The following is a 19,033-nucleotide window of genomic DNA, read 5'->3' as shown; positions in this document are numbered from 1 at the left end:
CTGGACGACCTTGTAGAAGACAGTGATCTTACAAGGGCCATGCCGCTATAAGCAGTGGAACAGCTAGGAATAATATGGCTGGATTACCCGGGGATCGAACAAAAAATTTAAAGGTTAAATACCAATATAATAAAGGGTCCGCCGGAGGTATCAGTATTAGAAACTAGACGTCGAATACCGGAAGTCTTAATGCCTGCCCAGGGATGATGGGACTCCAGTAATATTATCCAACCCGACTGCTGGGCGGGCGGCCCAGACCCCCTGGGGAGGGGAGTAAGGGCTCTTTGGAGAAAAACGAATACGCGTTGTTTGACGCGAGGATAGGGAAAATATTGTTACCTGCCTCCGGCGGGCCCTCCTATAAATTCTTCTAAAGCATGCTCGCTACGTTCTCCTGTAACCGTATCATATACCGTTATAGTATTCTCCTTAATTTCTTTCTCTCCTATGTAAACTATATATCTAACACCAAGCCTGTTCGCTCTTTTGGCCTGCTTTTTCGGAGAACCCCTTATCAAGTCAACTCTTGTAGGTATCCCTGCATTTCTCAATTCATTTGCTATCTCCCATGCTTTCCATATTAACTCAGGCTTCAGGTATACAACATAGGCTTCTGTATATGATTCTTTATCGTCTTTTATGAACCCCAAGTCCATTACGGCATCGATAAGCCGTTCTAGTCCTAGGCTTATCCCAGTAGCGGGAATGCTTCTCTTCATAAACATTCCAATAAGATTATCATATCTCCCTCCTCCTGCTACAGCACCTATCCTAGGTTTCTCCAGGAAAACTTCGAAGATGGGTCCAGTGTAATAGTCTAATCCCCTGACTAAGCTTAAGTCTAGAGTTACTCTCGGATCCTTGACGAGGTTAAACATTTCTTCTAGATAATCCAGCGTTTCCACTATGCTCTCGTTTCTACCGTATTTCACCCTCATTTCTTGGAGTACTTCAGAGGGATTCCCCCTTAGGCTTATGGCTGTCATAATCTTTTCGACCACAGATTCACTCATAATGTTATGAAGCTCTTTCCGAACCTCTTCTTCACCAATTTTATCCAGTTTATCTATTACCCTGTAAACCGGTAGGGGGTTATCTACACCTATATCTTCCTCGAATATGCCTGAGAGAAGTCTTCTGTCATTGACCCTGAAAGTGTATTCAGCGAATCCTATAGAATCTATTGCTTTTATCGCTAGATCTATGACTTCTGCATCGGCCTCAGGGTATTGGCTTCCTACTATGTCTGCGTCACACTGGTAGAATTCTCTGAACCTTCCCCTTTGAGGTTCTTCATGTCTCCATACTGGTGCTATGTGATACCTTTTGAATGGCATGGGGATGTCCTGATGCGATTTTATGTACCTTGCCAGAGGGACTGTTAAATCGTATCTTAGAGCATACCATCTATTGCTAAGAGGGTCTTGGAATCTCCATATTAGCCTGTTTTCAGCTTCGTCACCGTATTTACCGGCCAGCGTCTCCCAATATTCTATTGCAGGCGTTTCTATAGGGTCGAATCCGAATGACTGGAAAACTTTCTCTATTATTGAGATCACTTTCTTCCTGACTATCATGAGTCGCGGCGGGATGTCTCTAAACCCCTTAGGTCTTTCACCTTCGTACAATTATTTTCCCCTCTACCAAGGGTTCATAGTTACGCATTATAATATTTGGTCTAGCATACTCAATTTGTAATGGGTTTAGATTATGGCTGAAGTTAGGGTGGCAGGATGGAAGGGGTTGAAGGAAGAGTATAAGGATAGCTTAAATGTAAAGCGGTTGGATCCTAGCATAGCAGCTGAGAGGTTGAGGATGCTTTCCAGTTTGTTAAAGGATTATTCGCCGGAAGCGGTTAAGGAACCGTCTGCAGGTAATCCCGGTTTGCTGAAAGTTGAGAAGGGGGGTACAGTCATTTTTATAGCTGTGTACAGTGACAGCCTCGTTGTTCTCGCCAAGGATATAACTCCAATTGTGGATGAGGTGGTTGATTATAAGGAAGAGAAGAGTCTGAAGGCTCTTTTAATAGTTTACTCGAGGAAAGGCAGGTTAGGTCCCTTGTGCTACTTATTTCTAGGTGACGTTATCAGGGATAAGGAGGTGGGTGTATTATACGTTAATGGCTCGGTGAATGAAGTATTAGACGTCGTCAAGAGCGTATTATCTAAAGGCGAATATATTGTGAGAGAAGAAGATTATGTTGATTTGAAGGAGGTTTAATCTTAGGCTTTCCCTCTAAGGAGGTCGAGCACCATCTTCTTCTCCAAGCTTGCTACGTGGCGTCTGACTCTTACCACCGCATCTGGATTGACGCTGATACTGTCTACACCTATTCTTACAAGGTATTCTACTACTTCTGGGTAAACACTTGGCGCCTGACCGCAGATGCTTACAGTTCTACCGTATTTATGTGCAATGTTGGTCAAAGCCTCGATGGCCTTCATTACAGCCGGGTCTCTCTCGTCGAAGTACCCCATTTTAAACAGCCTACCCGAATCTCTGTCTACTCCTAGTATTAGCTGAGTCAGATCGTTGCTTCCTACACTGAATCCGTCTACCATTCTCGAGAAGTCTTCTGCTAGAATTACAGTGCTCGGTACCTCGCTCATGATCCATACTTTAAAGTCATGCCTTCTCTCAAGCCCTTCATCCTCCATGATCTTTAATGCTTTCCTTAGCTCCCAGGTGTTTCTCACGAAGGGGAACATTACCCAAACATTCTTCAACCCCCATTCATCTCTCACTTTCTTTATTGCACGGACTTCCAAGCGGAAAGCTGGTTCGTATTCCTTTGACGCATATCTCGATACTCCTCTCCATCCTAGCATGGGGTTCCTCTCGTCTTCCGGCTCGTATTTTTCTCCTCCCTTCAGTTTCCTGTATTCATTGCTCTTGAAGTCGCTGAATCTCACAACCACAGGCCTAGGGTATAAGGGTCTAGCCACTTTTGCTATTCCCTCCGCCAGCTTGTCTACGAAGTATACTCCTCTCCCTTGGTCTATTAGATAAATTGGATGATAACCTATCCAGTCTGATATTATGAACTCTATCCTCATGAGCCCTATTCCATCGAATGGTAGATGCAGGTATCTATCAATCTCCTGGGGCTGACCTAGGTTCATGTAAATTTTAGTCGCCGTTATAGGGTAGATTTCCCTCATTACCTCTGGGCTGAGTGTTCCAGTTACCTCTACACCATGTTCTACTCCCGGCCTTACCTCTTTCCTAGCTTTCACCTTGCCCTTATAGACTACTCCTTGCGTTCCATCCACAGTAACTAGCATCCCTGTTTTAAGGGCTTCCGTCGCATTCCCACTACCAACAATGGCGGGTATCCCTAATTCTCGCGACACTATTGCTGCATGCGCTGTCATTCCACCTTCATCTGTCACTATTGCTCCAGCGATCTTCATATACGGAACCCAGTCTGGATCAGTCATTCTCGTTACTAATATATCCCCCTTCTCCATTAGTTTGGATGCATCATCCGCTTTAAAAGCTACCTTCACTTTACCTATAGCTATACCTGGACTTGCAGGTATCCCTCTGACAAGGACTTCAGCTGCTCCAGGCTCTATTTCCTCTTCTTCTACGGGTTCTTTTCTCCTTCGACTCCAATAGGTTTCCGGCCTTGCTTGTAGTATGAATAAGTTATTCTCTTTCATCTCAAAATCAATAGCCCATTCTACATCCATATGCCTGCCGAACACTTCTTCTATACGTAGTCCTAGTTCACCTAGTTGTTTTATCTCATCTTCTTTTAGGCTAGGCTCATCAGGTTTTATGTCGAGCTCCTCTATTGTCTTGGCTATTTTGGGATACCGTTTTTTTAATGCTTCTAGTTCTTCGGGTGTTGACGGTATTTTTACTTCTACATTTGACCTAGAATCTGGGTCGTAGAAGAGTCCTATTCTTTTCTCTGTACTAATTCTCTCTTCTATAGTTTCCAGCGTATCCTTATCTAAAACGAATTCGTCTGGTGTTACTTTACCTTCTACAATATACTCTCCAAGCCCCCATATCGACTCGATAACTATTTGAGAGGGATCGCCTGAGACAGGGTGTATTGTAAACATTACTCCGCTAGTTCTACTGTTTACCATTTTTTCAACAACTACAGCCATTAAGGCTGACTCGTGTTCGATATTTAAGGAATCCCTATAACTTAGTACTCGTGCTGTCCATAAACTTGCCCATGCCATTTTAACATGCTCCATGACTTCTTCTTCTCCCTGGACGTTAAGGTATGTCTCTTGTTGGCCAGCGAAGCTAGCTTCAGGTAGATCCTCCACTGTTGCACTACTCCTCACTGCTACTCTCGGGTTATCTATTCCAATAATCTTACCTAGTTTCCTGTATGCCTGTTTTACCGCGGCTACAATACTTGGGGGAATGGTGCTCCTCATAATCAGGCTACGGATTCTAGCTGATGCTCTCTCATATTCATCTGGTAGGCCACTCTTTATCTCTTCCTTTAGGATGGACTGTATTCTCTGGGTAAGCTCGGTTTCAAGGATAAAGGATCTGTAAGCTTCACTGGTGACAACGAAGCCTGGTGGAACAGGTATTCCCGCTTTAATGTTCTCCCCTAATCCTACGGCCTTTCCTCCAGCTAAGTCGTGCTTTGTGGAGTCCACGTTCTCAAGCCACAATATGAAGGGTTTATCGTATTCCAAGTTTTACGACACCAGGTTAGGAAATGTACGGTTTAGCTGTTATAAAGCGTTGGGTTTTCATATATGATTGAGATTACTTCTATTTATATGAATCCACTTGACATCGTGTTGAGGGGCTAATGGTGGGAGTGAGGGTAGAAGTCGTCAGGTTTACGAACGGTGGAGACAGAATAATCGCCGCTGCAGCGAAGAGGTCGCTGAGTAGGAGAGACTTGAATGTACAGCTTGCCAAGATGAGTGATGAAGAGGTAGATATTTGGGTTAGAGAGACTCTTAAAAGACAGCATTTCAGTCCGTGGGAGCATAGTGTTTACACCTGGACTGTTGAAGGATGTAGTAGAGTGTGCAGCCACCAGCTTGTTAGGCATAGAATCGCTAGTTTCACACAACTAAGCCTTCGCTATGCTAAACTAGGTTTCGACGGGAAGTGCCTGGACCCTAATCTTTATAGGGGAAAATGCGTTGACCTGCCTGTGATGGATAATAGAAGCCTAAAGGCTTGCTGGAATGATGATATGATTACTGTTTCCAGCAATGACTCTCAGTTGAGGTTACATGTTAAACAAGGTTTCGCGTTTATCGACGGGTATAGGGAATCTGGGGATAGCCTTGATGATGCACTGCTTGAATCTTGGTTCCTTGATATGATAGATAATGAAATTCCCCGGAGTCTAGGCCGTTTGAAAGTACCGTTGGAGAACGTTTACAGGAGGTATTGTAGGATGATAGATTTCGTCATCCCTCCTTCAATAGCTAGCAGGAGCAGTATTGCCTCGGATTTTATCAGGGAAACATCCAGATTATTCCTTTCGTATAGGAAGATGATTTCAAAAGGTATACCTCCAGAGGATGCTAGGTTCATTGTACCTATGGGTGTCCAGACGAAACTCGTGATAACTATGAATGCACGTGAGCTTATTCAGAGTTTCCTCCCCTTAAGAATGTGCACGAAAGCTCAATGGGAGATTAGGATCGTCGCGTGGCTTCTTTGGAAGAAGCTTCAGTCGATTCACCCCAAGCTCTTTAGGTATGCAGGTCCTAGGTGTATTTTATATGAAAACGCGATAAGGCAAGAGCCTATGACGCTTGCTGAACTAATTAATGGTAAGAATCCTATAATGGAAAGATGCCCTGAGAACATTGAAAAGGGGGGTATTCCCAAATGTGTTAGGTCAAACATTCTTTTCCTACAGAAAATGGGTTATCATATAGATAGCTAAAGCGCTCAATCCCGCGGTTAGTATAGGTGGCATACGAGGCCTGTAAGACAAGCCTATAGATATCGGTGTCAGGAAAGCGGATACTACTGTAAGATCATTCAACCGGCCTATATCAAGGGTGTTGGGCTTTATAGTTTCCCTGATCAGCGCGCTGTTCCCATAGAACCCGGTGATGCTATGGGCTGTATAGACTAGTATGGCATAAGCGGTTATTATTAGGAGAATATACGTATTTGCCGTTACTTTATACTTTATGAATGATCTATAGCTGCTGTTGAGAACATTAACTATTCTATTAAAGGATCCCCTTAACCCTGTTTCGCCAGCTATTGAAACCCCTTTATTCAATGCTTTCAGCAGCCTACCTATTCTCCCTTTTAACCTGTATTTTCCGAGTAACCTGTTTATCGAGGGTGTACCGGGGTAACCTATTTCTATGTTATTTAGAATAGCTGATAGCTCGTCAATGAAGCCTGTAAAAGTTTTCACGATCATGTGGACCTTATACTCTAGGATCAGTCCTATTAGAATTGTAGTGATTGTTATTTGCAGGGAGTATTCTGATGCCTCGATGTACCCTGCTAGTGCTGCGGTAATGATGGAGTAGTAGAGAACAACATAACCCTTTCTCGAGCCGAATTCATTGTATGGATTTCCTATGCTAGGTGAAAAGAGCACGTAGCCGGTTAGACTCGCTATTGCTAAGAAAAACAGTGACAATGGAATTATGGCGAGGTACATTATTCCTTGAGGGTTGAATATTGCTAAAAGCATTCCTATGATCGACGTCATCACCAGGACTACCTCTACTTCTATTATAACGTTCATGAAGTTCCTGAAGTCCTCCCAGGACTTTTGTATGGATTCAAGGGCTTTCTCGAGGAAAGTTACTGTTAACATGGTGGCGGATCCAACGTTTCTCGCGACGTACACATAGTTTGCAAGTAATCTTGAGACTATGTCGTTTCTAATTTTCTCTGAAGTGTTTAGTAGCGCTGTGAGCGGGTCTAAGCCTTTGGCTAATAGTTCGTTCAGGTATTCCGATATGGATTTTGACATTCGGGGGAAGAGTTTTCGATCAAGGTGTCTCAGTGCGTTTACCAGGTATATGGGGTTGAATGTGAATGGAATTAGATATGTTAAAAGAACAGGTACCTCCTTCCCACCGTTATCCTCTAATATTTCCCGGAGCAACTTTATGCCTCTCTCTCGGACAACCTGGACATATAGAACTTTTCCACTTCCTCCCTAAACCTCGACCTACTAGCCCCTGTATTCATCTCTAGTAGCCTAGCTCTTGACAGCATATTTCCAAGTATCTCAGACACAGAATACCCTTCTCTATCGGCTATAGCTTCGATTACACGGCTACTATGCAGTAATTCTTCAATATTCTCAGGCGAGAAGTAGTCCAGCCTTGGATCCCACTTAAAAACGGGAATCAATTCCCCTCCACTTTGCTCCATTACAACCTCTGCCCTCCTTGAAACGACAACCCCACGTTTCATGGACTTTTTCAGGTGGACGATGACTGATACTAGTGAAATAAAGGCTGGTGACAGATTGATAGGCTCCATTTTCAGCCTTTCCAAAGCATTCGAGGGGGAATCAGCGTGGAATGTAGCTATAGATCCTTGGCCTGTAGCGACTGCCTGTGCTAGGCCTTGGGCTTCTTTGCCACGGACTTCACCTATGATAAGATAATCTGCTCTTCTCCTTAGACTGAATTTAACAAGGTCAAACAAGGAGATCTCAGCGTATTCAGAGCCGGGGTAAACCGGTCTAGTAATGAGTGAATCCCAATTCTTATTTACCACTCTAATTTCAGGAGTGTCTTCTAACGTTAAAACCCTACTATACGGTGATATCATTTCTATCAACGCATTGAGGAACGTAGTTTTACCTGCACCCATTCCCCCCGTTATCAAGATAAACTTCTTATGATCTATTACAAACCACAGGTATGCCGCCATCAAACTAGAAATCACATTCTGCTCTATAAGCTGGACTATACTCGGAGGATTAGACGGGTATTTCCTTATAACGAATGAACTCCCCCACCTGGAGACCTCTCTGGAGTAAGTTACTGACACCCTATAACCTTCGTTTGTAAGCCCCTCTGCTATGGGGGTTAAGAGGCTGACAGCCCTCCTAGCCCTTACCGCTAGGTTGTAGGCTATGGAATCCGCCTCTTTCCCATCTAGCATAATATTTGATTCAAGCCATATTCCAGGTAGGAGCTTATTCAACACAAAAACAGGTCTGCTAGGACCGTTTACAGATATCTCCTCAATATTATCATCTTGTATAATAGGATAGAGCTGCCCGTAACCGCTTTTCCTCCTCTCCTCCAGGTATTCTTCACTACCCGGCTCATGTACACAGTACATGAAACTGGACTCGCTTCTAACTATTAGGAACTCTATGTTGGTCTTTTCATACCTGTAAACAGGAACAGTTTCCTCGCAGTATCCCCGGGTTTCCTCGACGGTTTCCTCTTTACCTGTATCCCCCTGTTTCTCTTGGGAAAAAAGTTTGAGGAGGCTGTTTTTCAACTGCATACCCTCCATGAAGGATTGGTTATGATAGTTGGATCGGATCTGTCTGCAACTCTGTTTTCCCGTTCTTATAGTCTATATATATGAATGACGCGTCTGTTGGTGCATTCAAAATGAACGTGTTCTTCCCTCCAGGCCTCAATAGTGTATTCAAGTCTTTTCCCTGGTTTTGTATAGCGGTACCATTAGGATAGAGGAACACGGCTTTCTCCAGTTGAACGGGATCTCTTCCCACATTCGTAATTGATAGGTAGACAAGGCTGCCGTTCTCTGTCGGGATCGTTTTCACGTTAACAGTGAGAGATTGAGATGTAGCTGTTATCTTGTTAACTGATGTCTGGAAATAGTTGTAGACGAACATTCCTCCGATAATGGCTGCTGAGATCAGTATCATTGTTGAAACAAGGGGTGAGAGTCCTTTCCCGCTTTTCTTCACTCGAAATCACCTTATTATGCTGGTTCTATTCCTATATACTGTCAGGTCGTAGTTAGAGGTGTTTGACAGTGGAAAAGCATTTAACAGGGAGTGACTTCGAGGAGGTGGGCAACCCTAAATTAAAACGGGAAATGAGTTTAGACGAACTAGTAGACCTCTACGGGGAAGTATACGGGTTCGTGAGCGGGCATCTCTATGATGCTATACAAATGATTAAAAACCTGAACCCCCCTAGATTGAGGATTCTCTCCTTCACAGCAAACTTGGTTTCAACAGGTCTGAGAAGCATATTTGCCCAGCTTATCCGGGAGCAGGTATTCAACGCGGTATTCACTACTTGTGGCACTCTAGACCACGATATAGCTAGAAGTATGGGCGGCAGATATTTGAAGGGATCATTCCAAGCTAATGATGCTGAGCTGTATGAAAAAGGATACCATAGGCTTGGAAACTTATTCATCCCCTTAGAGGATTACGGGCCGAAAGTAGAGGAATTCGTCATGAACCTAGCTGGTAAAGCTTCAGCGAAAAAAGAAAGCTGGCCTCTATACGAGTTCCTATGGGAAGCTGGCTCCCTAATAGATGATGAGAACTCTATTCTCAAGGCAGCTAGTGAAGGGAGGACGCCTATATTCGTCCCAGGATGGCCTGACGGTGCTTTCGGAACAAGCGTCTTCATGGCTAGGCAGAAAGGGTATAAAATAAACATCAGCTACTTCGAGGATATGAAGAACCTGGCATCAATATTCTTCCAAGAACAATCGAGTTTTGCACTCATAATCGGGGGAGGAATAAGTAAACACCATACAATATGGTGGTCGCAGTTCATGGAAGGTTTAGATAATGTAATCTATGTTACAACAGCGGCGGAGTATGATGGTAGCTTAAGTGGGGCGCGCCCCAGGGAAGCCGTATCATGGGGGAAGGTGAAGCCTACCGCCAGTAAAACTGTGATCTACGGGGATGCTACCATAATAATCCCAATACTATCATATGTCCTCTTGAAGAGATGGGGGAGCCGGAACTAAATGGAATTATCAAATATAAAAACAGCAATTATCAGAATCTAAGTTAGGGAGCAGTATTGAGTTCAGTACAGCAATTGACGCCAGAGAGATATGAAAGCATTAGCCCATCAGAATTCTTCTTCAAAAACAAGGAAATAGCAGGCTTCCAAAACCCTACACGAGCAATATACCAGACAGTAAGGGAATTCGTCGAGAACGCTTTCGATGCAACTGACACACACCTTATTCTACCCACTATAAGAATAGCTATCCAAGAACTGAAGGACCCGTTACTCGGGAGAACCGGTGAGAAGGAGGAGACTGGGAAATACATGGTTACAGTGGAAGATAATGGGATCGGTGTTCCCCCACACGTCATACCCGAAGCTTTCGGGAGGGTCTTCTTCAGTTCAAAGTATGTGATAAGGCAGACGAGGGGAATGTATGGTCTAGGAGCTAAGATGGCAATTCTCTACGGTCAGACAACTGTTGGACAGCCTGTAGTAGTATTCAGTTCAACGAAGAACTCGAAATATGTCTATATGAGGAAAATAATGATAGACGTTAAGAAAAACCAGCCTCAAATAATGGAGGCGGCGCAGTGGAAGAAAAAAGGTAAGTGGCATGGAACCAGAGTCTCTATAAGCCTCGAAGGAGACTGGGGAAGGGCCAAATCAAGAATCCTCGAGTACATACTGAGGACAGCGGTTATCTCACCCTACTCTGAGATAGTGTTCGAAGACCCTGACGGGAGCATCCTTTACATCCCGAGGAAAACTGTGAAAATGCCTAAACCGCCGACCGAGGCTAAACCTCACCCTCAAGGAGTCGATATAGAACAGTTAAAAATGCTGGCAAAAGCAACTAGAAGCGATAGTGTCCGCACATTCTTAATGAGGGAGTTCCAGGTAATCGGGGGTAAGACAGCAGACGATTTCGTTGAAATACTCAAGGGGAGAGGCGTAGATCCCGGTAAGAACCCGAAGAAACTTACTGGAAAGGAATTCGAGATAATATACAGGGAAATGAAGAGGTACAAGTTCAGGGCGCCAAGCGCAGTACACCTCTCCCCCATAGGGGAGGACCTTATAAAAATAGGGCTTGAATCAATGTATGTACCTGAATTCGCGACAGCTATAACGAGGAAACCATCCGCATACGCTGGACACGCGTTCATAGTTGAAGCTGGAATAGCCTACGGGGGGAAGATCCCCTCCTCATCCCAGCCAGCCCTGTTAAGGTATGCTAACAAAATACCCCTCCTATACGATGAGGGGGCTGACGTATCGAGGAAAGTAGTCGATAATATAAACTGGAAACTATACAAAGTAGACTTCCCAGCACCCATGGTAGTATTAGTCCACATAGCCAGCACGAAAATACCTTACAAGGGAGTAGGTAAGGAAAGCATAAGTGATGTACCCGAGATAGAGTCTGAGATAAGGAATGCTGTACAGGATCTAGCGAGGAGGCTTAGGGTTTACCTAGGAAAGAAGCATAGGGAATACGAGGTTAAGAGGAGGATAACAAGCATAGCAAAGTACCTCCCGGAAATAGCTTTAAGCCTAGCAATGCTCTCGAAACCGCCGGCGAAATGGCAGCCGCCTAGTAACGGTGAGGAAGATGTTTTCCTCGGTAAGCTGGTTGCATCCATAAGCCATCACTTGGGAGTGGAGGAGGAAGAGTTAGTGGAAATGATAAAGAAAGTTAAAATGGATTAACCGAGGGGTGACTTGAGTGTCTTTCGAAATAAGCAAAGTCGATGTAGAGGCAAGGAAGAAAGCAGCTAACCAAATTAGAAAATCCTTCCTCAAAATAGTGAAAGAAGTCGAGAAGGGGAAAACGCCTGCAATGATTATACCTAAAAGAACACTATCTAACACCGTATACGACAATGTTAGGAGACTACTACTCCTAGGAGAAGAAAAACTGAGGAGAGAACTAACCAATATGGGTGAAGCAAAGAAATTCATGCAGACAATGCTAATGGCGTCGATAATATACAAAGCCCTCGTAGAGAACGAGTACCCCACAATAAGAGACCTATACTACAGGGGGAAACACACTATAAAATACGTGGACTACAAGGGACGGTTAAGAGAAGAGGAGACGTGGAGCGAGCAGAAAGAAAGTGACAGCGTGATAAGGGACATAGAAGTAATAACAGGCCTCCTAAGGGAGAACATGCTCATACTCTCAAAGGAGAAAGGCAAAATCGTAGGGAACATGAAGATCAAAAGCGGAGACGATGTAATCGACCTCTCCAAAATGGGGCACGGAGCATACGCTATAGAATCAACACCTGACCTCATAGAATTCAAAGACGTAGATGCGGAATACGTGCTAGTGGTAGAAAAAGACGCTGTATTCCAGCAGCTCCACAGAGTCGGCTACTGGAAAAAACACAAAGCCCTCCTAGTCACCAGCGCTGGACAACCCGACAGAGCGACGAGAAGATTCGTAAGGAGAATACACGAAGAACTAGACCTCCCAGTATACATACTAACAGACAGCATACCAGCAGACGAAGTGGTTATCGTTAGGAACAGTCTCACAGGCAAAGTAATGATTGGCCCCGTAGAGGAACTAATAGGGAATTACTTCACTCCAGGGGAAAAGAAGGAGAGAGTCACGCCACCCATCGGGGCACCCTCATGGAACCCTCAAACAGGAAAGATAGAGTGGACCCCAATAGGCTACGCTTACAGACACAAAATAAACGAGGAAATACTCGAAATAGAAACCAGAGGAAGAGGAACAGTAAAAGTAACGAAAGCACACAGCCTATTCGTCTTCAGGGACGGGAAAATACAAGTCATACCGGCCAAAGACATCAGACCAGGAGACCACATACTTGTTGCCAGTAAACTTCCTAGTCCAGAAGAGAGAAAATCTCCTATCGTAATTCAGGTGAAGGAATCTGTAGGAGCCAAGGAATTTAAGACCGTAATGAACGGCAAGTCGGAGCTTGTTGCTTTAAGTAAAGGAAGGAATTACATTCCCGGCAAAGTAGTTTTAGATGAAGAACTATCTTGGTTGCTTGGGATCTACACAGCAGAGGGCTCAACGGCCTATTCCAGGTATATTAACCTAAGCTTCAATAAAGAAGAAATTAACTATGTAGAAAAAGTACAAAAAATACTCAAGGATATGTTTGGGCTTAAACCCTACCTATTTTATCGTAAGGATAAACCAGAAATTAGGGTATGGATAGGTTCTTCAATAGTCTACGATCTCTTTAAGAGCCTTAAGCTAGCAACCCTAACAAGAATGAAACAGATCCCTGAGGAAATCATAAATTCATCTAAGAGAGTAATGCTCAGTTATATAAAAGGGCTTATTGATGGAGACGGGCACATAGATGAGTATGGTGACATTATCGTATCAACAAGAAGCACCATTCTTTCTAAGCAATTAGTAAATATTTTGTTGATGTTAGGCATACAGCCTTCTGTTGTAGAAAATAAAGAGGACATAATAATAAGAATTGGTAAATCTACCCAGAGAACCCCTTCAGAAATATATGAGTACCTAGCTGGACGAATAATTAATTCATCTTCCACTCCGGGACTGAAGACCGAACCTACTTACGGAATGCCGATAGATAATGAACTCAGGAAGATCTTGATTCATCTTGCGAACAATGGGAAAGTATCCTTCAAACCATCTCAGAAAACGATATCTAAGGCTAAGTTAAAGAAGATAAAGAATCTCTCAGACAAACTACCTTCTGACTATAACTATTTTGTAGATAGCGACGTTGCCTTAGTGAAAGTAAAGAGCATAAAAATCACTACATATGAAGGTTATGTCTACGACTTTGCAGTTCCCAAAGGAAATAACTTCGTGGGAGGTTATGGTGTAATTTATCACAACTCGGACCCTTATGGGTGGTATATTTATAGTGTGTTTAAGATTGGTAGTATTACGCTTAGTTATGAGAGTGAGAGGCTTGCTACTCCTGCTGCTAAGTTTCTTGGTGTTAGTATGACTGATGTTTTTGGTGAGGAACCTCTCTTGAATAGGAAAGATGTTTTATCAAAAGTCTTCGGCTCAAAATACAGGTACATACTTGATGGGAAGAAGCCGTTTCTAACACCGGCTGAGAGGAGGAACTATATAATCAAAGCGAAACCTCAGGACTTAGCGAGAGCAGCTGAACTAATTGGAACGAAGACGGCGAAACAATTCCTAGGGAAGCCTGTTAAGATTAAGACGAGTAGGGGTGAGAGGTCAAAGGAGCATGGGGGTTACGAGTGGTTCCAGACGTCGAAGTGGATAAAGGAAATAGGAATATTCTTCTTAACACAGGCCAAACTGGAAATAGAAGCCATGGCCAGTAGAGGACTGAAATTCCTTGCATTCGAGTATATTCCAACGAAAATAGAGACAGGGGACTGGATAGACTAGTTTTATATAAACATCTTATTCCTCTATACCCTCCAGCTCTTCCTCCTCACCAGGCTCCTTTGATACTAGGTCCAAAGCCACCTGCTCTACAAGCCTCTTAATTTCATCGTCAACATATATTGAAACAATGTAAACCCTGTTATCAACGTAATCCTCTGTAGAGAGCCACTCGCTGTCATAGCTGATAACATATACTGGTAGCGTGAAAACAGCCTTATCCTCTGATATCTTAGCCAAGTTGAGGTTCTTCAGAATATCATAAAGCTTGGGGTTCTTCAGGGGTAAATCTATCTCAACATCCCGGTCATCCCTTATTGCAGTGAAATCGCTCTTAAGAGGATTCCACTCCTCTAAAGCCCTTCTAGCCGTATCCTTAACTACCACTGAGAATCTCTCGTCAACCAATCGGGACTCCGCGCTGGAGCCTCTCTCAGCCCGAACCACGAGTGTCTTATACTTAGCTGCCATACATATAGCACCGAGGAACAAGGGATCCGTATGCGGTTATAAAAGAATATCTATTCACTTGAGCTTCTCAGCTATCATATAGAATATAACTAAGTATGACATGACCTCGAGACGTCCTAGAAGCATATCTAGAATCAGTATAACCTTAGCACCAATAGGCGCTGCAGCGCTCGATATACCGGAGGTCAACCCGGTGTTGGCTAGTGCACTAGCGACCTCGAAAGCGGAAGCGGAGAAATCCATGTTATAATAATACATTGCTAGAAATATGGAGGAAACCATCCATGCAGCTATATAAGAGAATATCACCGCGAGACTCTTCTTAATCATATCGTCAGAAATAATCCTCCCTCCAACCTTTATTACATCAAGCCTTCCAATCGGGGAGAAAACGTTCTTGACCTCGTTGGCAGTAACCTTAGCTGCAATAACGATACGGTAGATTTTTATTCCACCGGCAGTAGAGAAAGCAGATCCTCCTAATAGCATTAGCACTGTCAATAGGAAAACGAAGCTAGACGGGCTATGCCCTATATTCATCGTCTGGAAACCACAAGTCGTTGAAGCACTGAAAACTTGGAAGATAGCGTTCACACTCATATGCCTTATCCCCATAACTTTGAATATGTAGATACCTGTGAGAATCGCTAGGGACCAGATGAGTATTTGAGTTCTAAGCTCAACGCTCTTCACCAGCCTCCTCAGTTTAAACTCGAAAAGATAACGGAGGTCGCTGAAGCTAACAGCTCCTAGAACCATTGAGAGCACTGCAGCAGCGTAAATCGGGATGGAATGATACTCGCCGATACTATTATTCTTAACTGAGAAACCAGCTGTAGCCACACCCGTCATGGCGTGGTTAATACTATCGAATACAGGCATGCCTGCCTCAATAAAACCCAGAGTCGATATCAGGGTTATCAGGATATATATTAACCCCATCTTATACGCTGTCCTCTTAAAAGAGGGCTCAAGCTTCTCATACTTCCCCTCAGCCAAGTAGAGCTGTGCAACACTCACACCCGGATGCGCTAGGAACGCTATTGTAAACACGACTATACCCAGTCCACCTACCCACTGTATCATACTCCTCCATAACAGTATGGTTTTAGGCAGCATCTCAACGGTAGGTACAAAAGTGCCTCCCCAGCTGCTGGGTTGGCCTGAGAAGATGGTCAGCCCCGTGGTCGTCCAACCGCTCGTTACTTCGAATAACGCGTCTATGAAGGGTATGTTAACTATCTCCTTAAACGGTATACTCTCGTATATAGGGATGACTAGCCATACTATTACGGTTAACACAAGGCTCTCATACGGCTTCAACTCCTCGTGACTCTTAATCTTACCCAGAAGCACCCCGAGAAGGAAAGTGAAGCCACCCCAAATAAGAAGGTAGAGGCTTATAAGAGCCTCATTAGCACCAGTCACCCAGGAATACGCCGTACCATAAATACCAGGGACTATCATAGTAGAAGAAATAACAACCAGCATCAAGCCAACATAGTTAAGGTACTTAGCTGCAGCCAACCCTAGACACCAAATGCCCCCCTTCTAAAACCCCATATCGCACATCAAACCATATTCAGATTACTCAAAAATAAAATAGTGCCCCCAGAGAATCCATCAATAGCTATAGTAATGGGGATGAAGAAAACCACCGACACGGAATACCAAGTGTCGAATGCCCGACGCACCTGACCCGCTCCAGGGACGGTTAGACTTAAAACCCGGGAACAACGAGAAACATTAGTCCCAGGGACAATAATCGGGTGAACAAACATGCCGGTAGAGCTGAAATACCCTGATCAATGGGATAAGTTCAAGGAAAAAGCAGGGAAAGCCCTGGAGTGCAGACTAGTAAAAAAAGAGAAGAAAGGCATAGCCAAAATCAAAGCCAGGACAAAACGCTACCTCTACACAGTGAAAGTCCCACTAGACAAGGCTGACGAGCTGGTGAACGAGCTGGGATGCGAGAACCTAGTGGAAATAAAGTGAACGTTAACCAAAAGTTAACGTATCACCATTCTCAGGAATAATTATTTCCTCAACACCGGCCTCCTCAACAAGCCTCTCCTCCAAAGCCTTCTGAACCTTATACTCGCCGTGGACCAGTACAACCCTCTTCAAACCCTCCAAACCCTTAACAGCCTCAATAATCCCATTCTGATCAATATGGCTCGAAAAGTCAAACCACTCCAACCTAGCCTTAACCTCAATATCCTCCTCAGCATACCTACCAGTCTCCAATATCTCCCTACCAGGAGTACCCGGAGCCTGATAGCTAACTAGGAACACACCGTTAGCCTCATTATCAGCCATCTTCTTGAAATAATACAGGCTCGGACCGCCCTTCAGCATGCCCGCACTAGCAATAATAACACCAGGCTTCTTCGAGGCCTTCCTCCTATCCCTCCATCCATTAACAATAACATAATCCCTAACAGCACTATCCAGCAAATCATGCCTCCGGATATACTCGCTATAATTATGGTAGATCAACGCAACCTCCCTAATCATACCATCAATATACACAGGCCCGCCGCACTCGTTCTCAGCCAGCAACATCATAAGCTCCTGACCCCTACTAACACTGAACGCAGGCACAAGCACAGTACCCCCAGCCTCGACAACCTCCCTCACAGCCCTTGTGAAGCGATCCTCAGTCAAACTACGCGGCGGGTGATTAGAGTCCCCATACGTGGACTCTATAATCAATGTGTCAACCTTCAAGCCACCAAGCTTATGAGGCCCCACAAGCCTAGTCTCAATATTATTCAAGTCACCAGTATACAACACCTTGCGTCCACCTACATCCACGTATATAGCACTACTACCCGGTATGTGGCCAGAGTCGACAAGGTTAACACCATACGATCCGACCTTCACCTCCTCGTTAAACCCGAGCCTCGTCCCAGTCTTAACCAACGTATCCACGGCATAATTATCGAAAGGCAGGTTCGCCCCATTCAGCTTAATGAAGTCATATAATAAGAGCCTTGAAACCTCAATGGTAACAGGTGTAGCAATCAACTGAGGCACAGTCGACACGAAGAGGCTGGGCGCCGCGCCAACATGGTCTAAGTGGCTATGAGTAATAGCTACAGCCTCAATATCCCTAGGCCTAACATGACCCGGGAAAACCGGCAAGTCCTCCTCGTCGAAGTTCACACCGTAATCCAGGAGCAAAGGCTTCTCTCCCTTACCACTAACTAGTATAGCAGCACGCCCTACTTCCCGGCCGCTACCCAGTATCGTTATCTCAACACTAGTCAAAGTCCATTCAACCCCAATATACCAAGCTTCATACACTTTTAACGGGGAGGTTATATAATGATAGGATAAACGGGGGCTGAACAAGTATTGATGGGCCTAAACCCGCGGGATCTCAAGAAAATGTTCAAGCGAATGGGAGTTAAAGCGGAAATAGAAGACCTCTCAGACGCCACTGAAATCATCATAGTACACAGCGATGGAAGGAGGAGCATACTAGAGTCACCACAGGCAACACTAATAAAACCAGGAGGTGCAGGCCAAGTAATGCTCTCCGCCACCGGGCTCCTCCGAGTAGAACAGCCCGAGGAGGAGGCGGAGGAGGAAGAGGCAATGGTGTCCGAGGAGGACGTCCAGTTAGTAGCACAGCAAACTGGCGTAACCCCCGAGGAAGCAAGGCAAGCACTCATAGAAGCGAAAGGAGACCTAGCGGAAGCAATAATGAAAATAGAACAACGGAAAACCAGGTAAACAAACTAGTCCTCAGCCGCGCTAGCCAACCTACACCTAAGCTCATCCAAATCCCTAGCCATACTAAGAATAAGCGGAATCCTCTCCAACTCAGCAAGCTTAAGAGCCAGCGGGTCAACCCTACCCCTAGGCCCGTGGATAACAATAACACTAGGCTTAACCGGGGAAACACGGACCGCGATCATAGGGCTCCTACCAATAGTAACATTAGTAAACACCACGACACGCTCACTAGTCATACCAAGCAAATAATAAAACTCCATACCCGACAAAGTCAAAATACCCCTTATACTATCAACAATAGTATAACCAAAAACCTGCCTATGAGGATCAACCGCGGCAGTCAAAATAACACCCTTAACAATATACAATATATCCTCAACAGTCAAAGGCTCCGGGAACTCGCGGAGATCCGCAATAGCCTCACTAGGCAAACCAATATTCCTAGACAAACGCCTAACAACACGCCAACCATTCTTACCATCCAACTCAATCAAAGCCTCAACATACCGCCTCA

At 44.5% G+C, this 19,033-nt stretch carries 15 protein-coding genes and 3 pseudogenes; 9 read left to right on the top strand and 9 right to left on the bottom strand.

Annotation, left to right across the window (positions count from 1 at the left end; all coding sequences use genetic code 11):
- Positions 1 to 335: 335 nt before the first annotated feature.
- Positions 336 to 1,628, bottom strand: a complete 1,293-nt coding sequence (hisS, locus tag F7B60_03425; GenBank protein ID MCE4614559.1) for a histidine--tRNA ligase — start codon at positions 1,626 to 1,628, stop codon at positions 336 to 338.
- Between the two features lie 82 nt (positions 1,629 to 1,710).
- On the opposite strand from hisS, the gene F7B60_03420 reads away from it, so the two are divergent.
- On the top strand, positions 1,711 to 2,220 hold the full coding sequence (locus F7B60_03420; GenBank protein MCE4614558.1) for a hypothetical protein: 510 nt from the start codon (positions 1,711 to 1,713) through the stop codon (positions 2,218 to 2,220).
- 2 nt (positions 2,221 to 2,222) lie between these two features.
- On the opposite strand, the gene ppsA is transcribed toward F7B60_03420, so the two are convergent.
- A complete protein-coding gene (gene ppsA / locus F7B60_03415; protein MCE4614557.1) occupies positions 2,223 to 4,676 on the bottom strand; it encodes a pyruvate, water dikinase in 2,454 nt (817 codons plus the stop codon).
- 122 nt (positions 4,677 to 4,798) lie between these two features.
- Here ppsA and F7B60_03410 point away from each other — a divergent pair, with 122 nt between their 5' ends.
- A complete protein-coding gene (locus F7B60_03410; protein ID MCE4614556.1) occupies positions 4,799 to 5,896 on the top strand; it encodes an FAD-dependent thymidylate synthase in 1,098 nt (365 codons plus the stop codon).
- On the opposite strand, the gene F7B60_03405 is transcribed toward F7B60_03410, so the two are convergent.
- The 3 genes from F7B60_03405 to F7B60_03395 are packed head-to-tail and all read right to left on the bottom strand — an operon-like array spanning position 5,864 to position 8,890.
- Positions 5,864 to 7,090, bottom strand: a complete 1,227-nt coding sequence (locus F7B60_03405) for a hypothetical protein (protein ID MCE4614555.1) — start codon at positions 7,088 to 7,090, stop codon at positions 5,864 to 5,866. The genes F7B60_03410 and F7B60_03405 overlap by 33 nt on opposite strands.
- Before the next feature lie 2 nt (positions 7,091 to 7,092).
- Positions 7,093 to 8,451, bottom strand: coding sequence for a type II/IV secretion system ATPase subunit (locus F7B60_03400; GenBank protein MCE4614554.1), 1,359 nt, complete (start codon positions 8,449 to 8,451; stop codon positions 7,093 to 7,095).
- 25 nt (positions 8,452 to 8,476) lie between these two features.
- Positions 8,477 to 8,890 carry a hypothetical protein gene (locus F7B60_03395; GenBank protein MCE4614553.1) on the bottom strand — a complete coding sequence of 138 codons (414 nt, stop codon included), beginning with the start codon at positions 8,888 to 8,890 and terminating at the stop codon, positions 8,477 to 8,479.
- A 68-nt stretch (positions 8,891 to 8,958) separates the two neighbouring features.
- Here F7B60_03395 and F7B60_03390 point away from each other — a divergent pair, with 68 nt between their 5' ends.
- The 5 genes and pseudogenes from F7B60_03390 to F7B60_03370 all read left to right on the top strand — a co-directional run bounded on the left by F7B60_03390 (position 8,959) and on the right by F7B60_03370 (position 14,307).
- Positions 8,959 to 9,918: a deoxyhypusine synthase gene (locus F7B60_03390; protein MCE4614552.1), complete on the top strand. Its 960-nt coding sequence runs from the start codon at positions 8,959 to 8,961 to the stop codon at positions 9,916 to 9,918.
- A 56-nt stretch (positions 9,919 to 9,974) separates the two neighbouring features.
- Entirely contained in the window at positions 9,975 to 11,618 is a 1,644-nt protein-coding gene (locus F7B60_03385) for a DNA topoisomerase VI subunit B (protein MCE4614551.1), read from the top strand.
- Between the two features lie 16 nt (positions 11,619 to 11,634).
- Positions 11,635 to 12,411, top strand: a pseudogene (locus F7B60_03380) (DNA topoisomerase VI).
- Positions 12,412 to 12,462: 51 nt separating this feature from the next.
- Positions 12,463 to 13,743: pseudogene (locus F7B60_03375) on the top strand (hypothetical protein).
- Between the two features lie 27 nt (positions 13,744 to 13,770).
- A pseudogene (locus F7B60_03370) lies at positions 13,771 to 14,307 on the top strand (DNA topoisomerase VI).
- A gap of 15 nt (positions 14,308 to 14,322) precedes the next feature.
- On the opposite strand, the gene F7B60_03365 reads toward F7B60_03370, so the two are convergent.
- Positions 14,323 to 14,775 (bottom strand): DUF2286 domain-containing protein, encoded by a 453-nt coding sequence (locus F7B60_03365; GenBank protein ID MCE4614550.1) that lies wholly within the window; start codon positions 14,773 to 14,775, stop codon positions 14,323 to 14,325.
- 54 nt (positions 14,776 to 14,829) lie between these two features.
- Entirely contained in the window at positions 14,830 to 16,302 is a 1,473-nt protein-coding gene (locus F7B60_03360; GenBank protein MCE4614549.1) for a TrkH family potassium uptake protein, read from the bottom strand.
- Positions 16,303 to 16,554: 252 nt separating this feature from the next.
- On the opposite strand from F7B60_03360, the gene F7B60_03355 reads away from it, so the two are divergent.
- The gene (locus tag F7B60_03355; protein ID MCE4614548.1) at positions 16,555 to 16,770 is read left to right on the top strand and encodes a 5'-nucleotidase; all 216 of its coding nucleotides are present in this window, start codon (positions 16,555 to 16,557) and stop codon (positions 16,768 to 16,770) included.
- A gap of 3 nt (positions 16,771 to 16,773) precedes the next feature.
- Here F7B60_03355 and F7B60_03350 read toward each other — a convergent pair whose 3' ends face one another.
- A complete protein-coding gene (locus tag F7B60_03350) occupies positions 16,774 to 18,048 on the bottom strand; it encodes an MBL fold metallo-hydrolase (protein ID MCE4614547.1) in 1,275 nt (424 codons plus the stop codon).
- A gap of 87 nt (positions 18,049 to 18,135) precedes the next feature.
- Here F7B60_03350 and F7B60_03345 point away from each other — a divergent pair, with 87 nt between their 5' ends.
- Complete coding sequence (locus F7B60_03345; protein MCE4614546.1) at positions 18,136 to 18,516, top strand: NagC family transcriptional regulator; 381 nt, start codon at positions 18,136 to 18,138, stop codon at positions 18,514 to 18,516.
- A gap of 5 nt (positions 18,517 to 18,521) precedes the next feature.
- Here F7B60_03345 and F7B60_03340 read toward each other — a convergent pair.
- On the bottom strand, positions 18,522 to 19,033 hold a 512-nt coding region (locus tag F7B60_03340), incomplete at its 5' end, for a transcriptional regulator (protein ID MCE4614545.1).

Source organism: Candidatus Tiamatella incendiivivens, assembly GCA_015522635.1.
GTDB lineage: Archaea > Thermoproteota > Thermoprotei_A > Sulfolobales > Acidilobaceae > Tiamatella > Tiamatella incendiivivens.
This window is presented reverse-complemented; position numbering and strand designations above follow the sequence as displayed.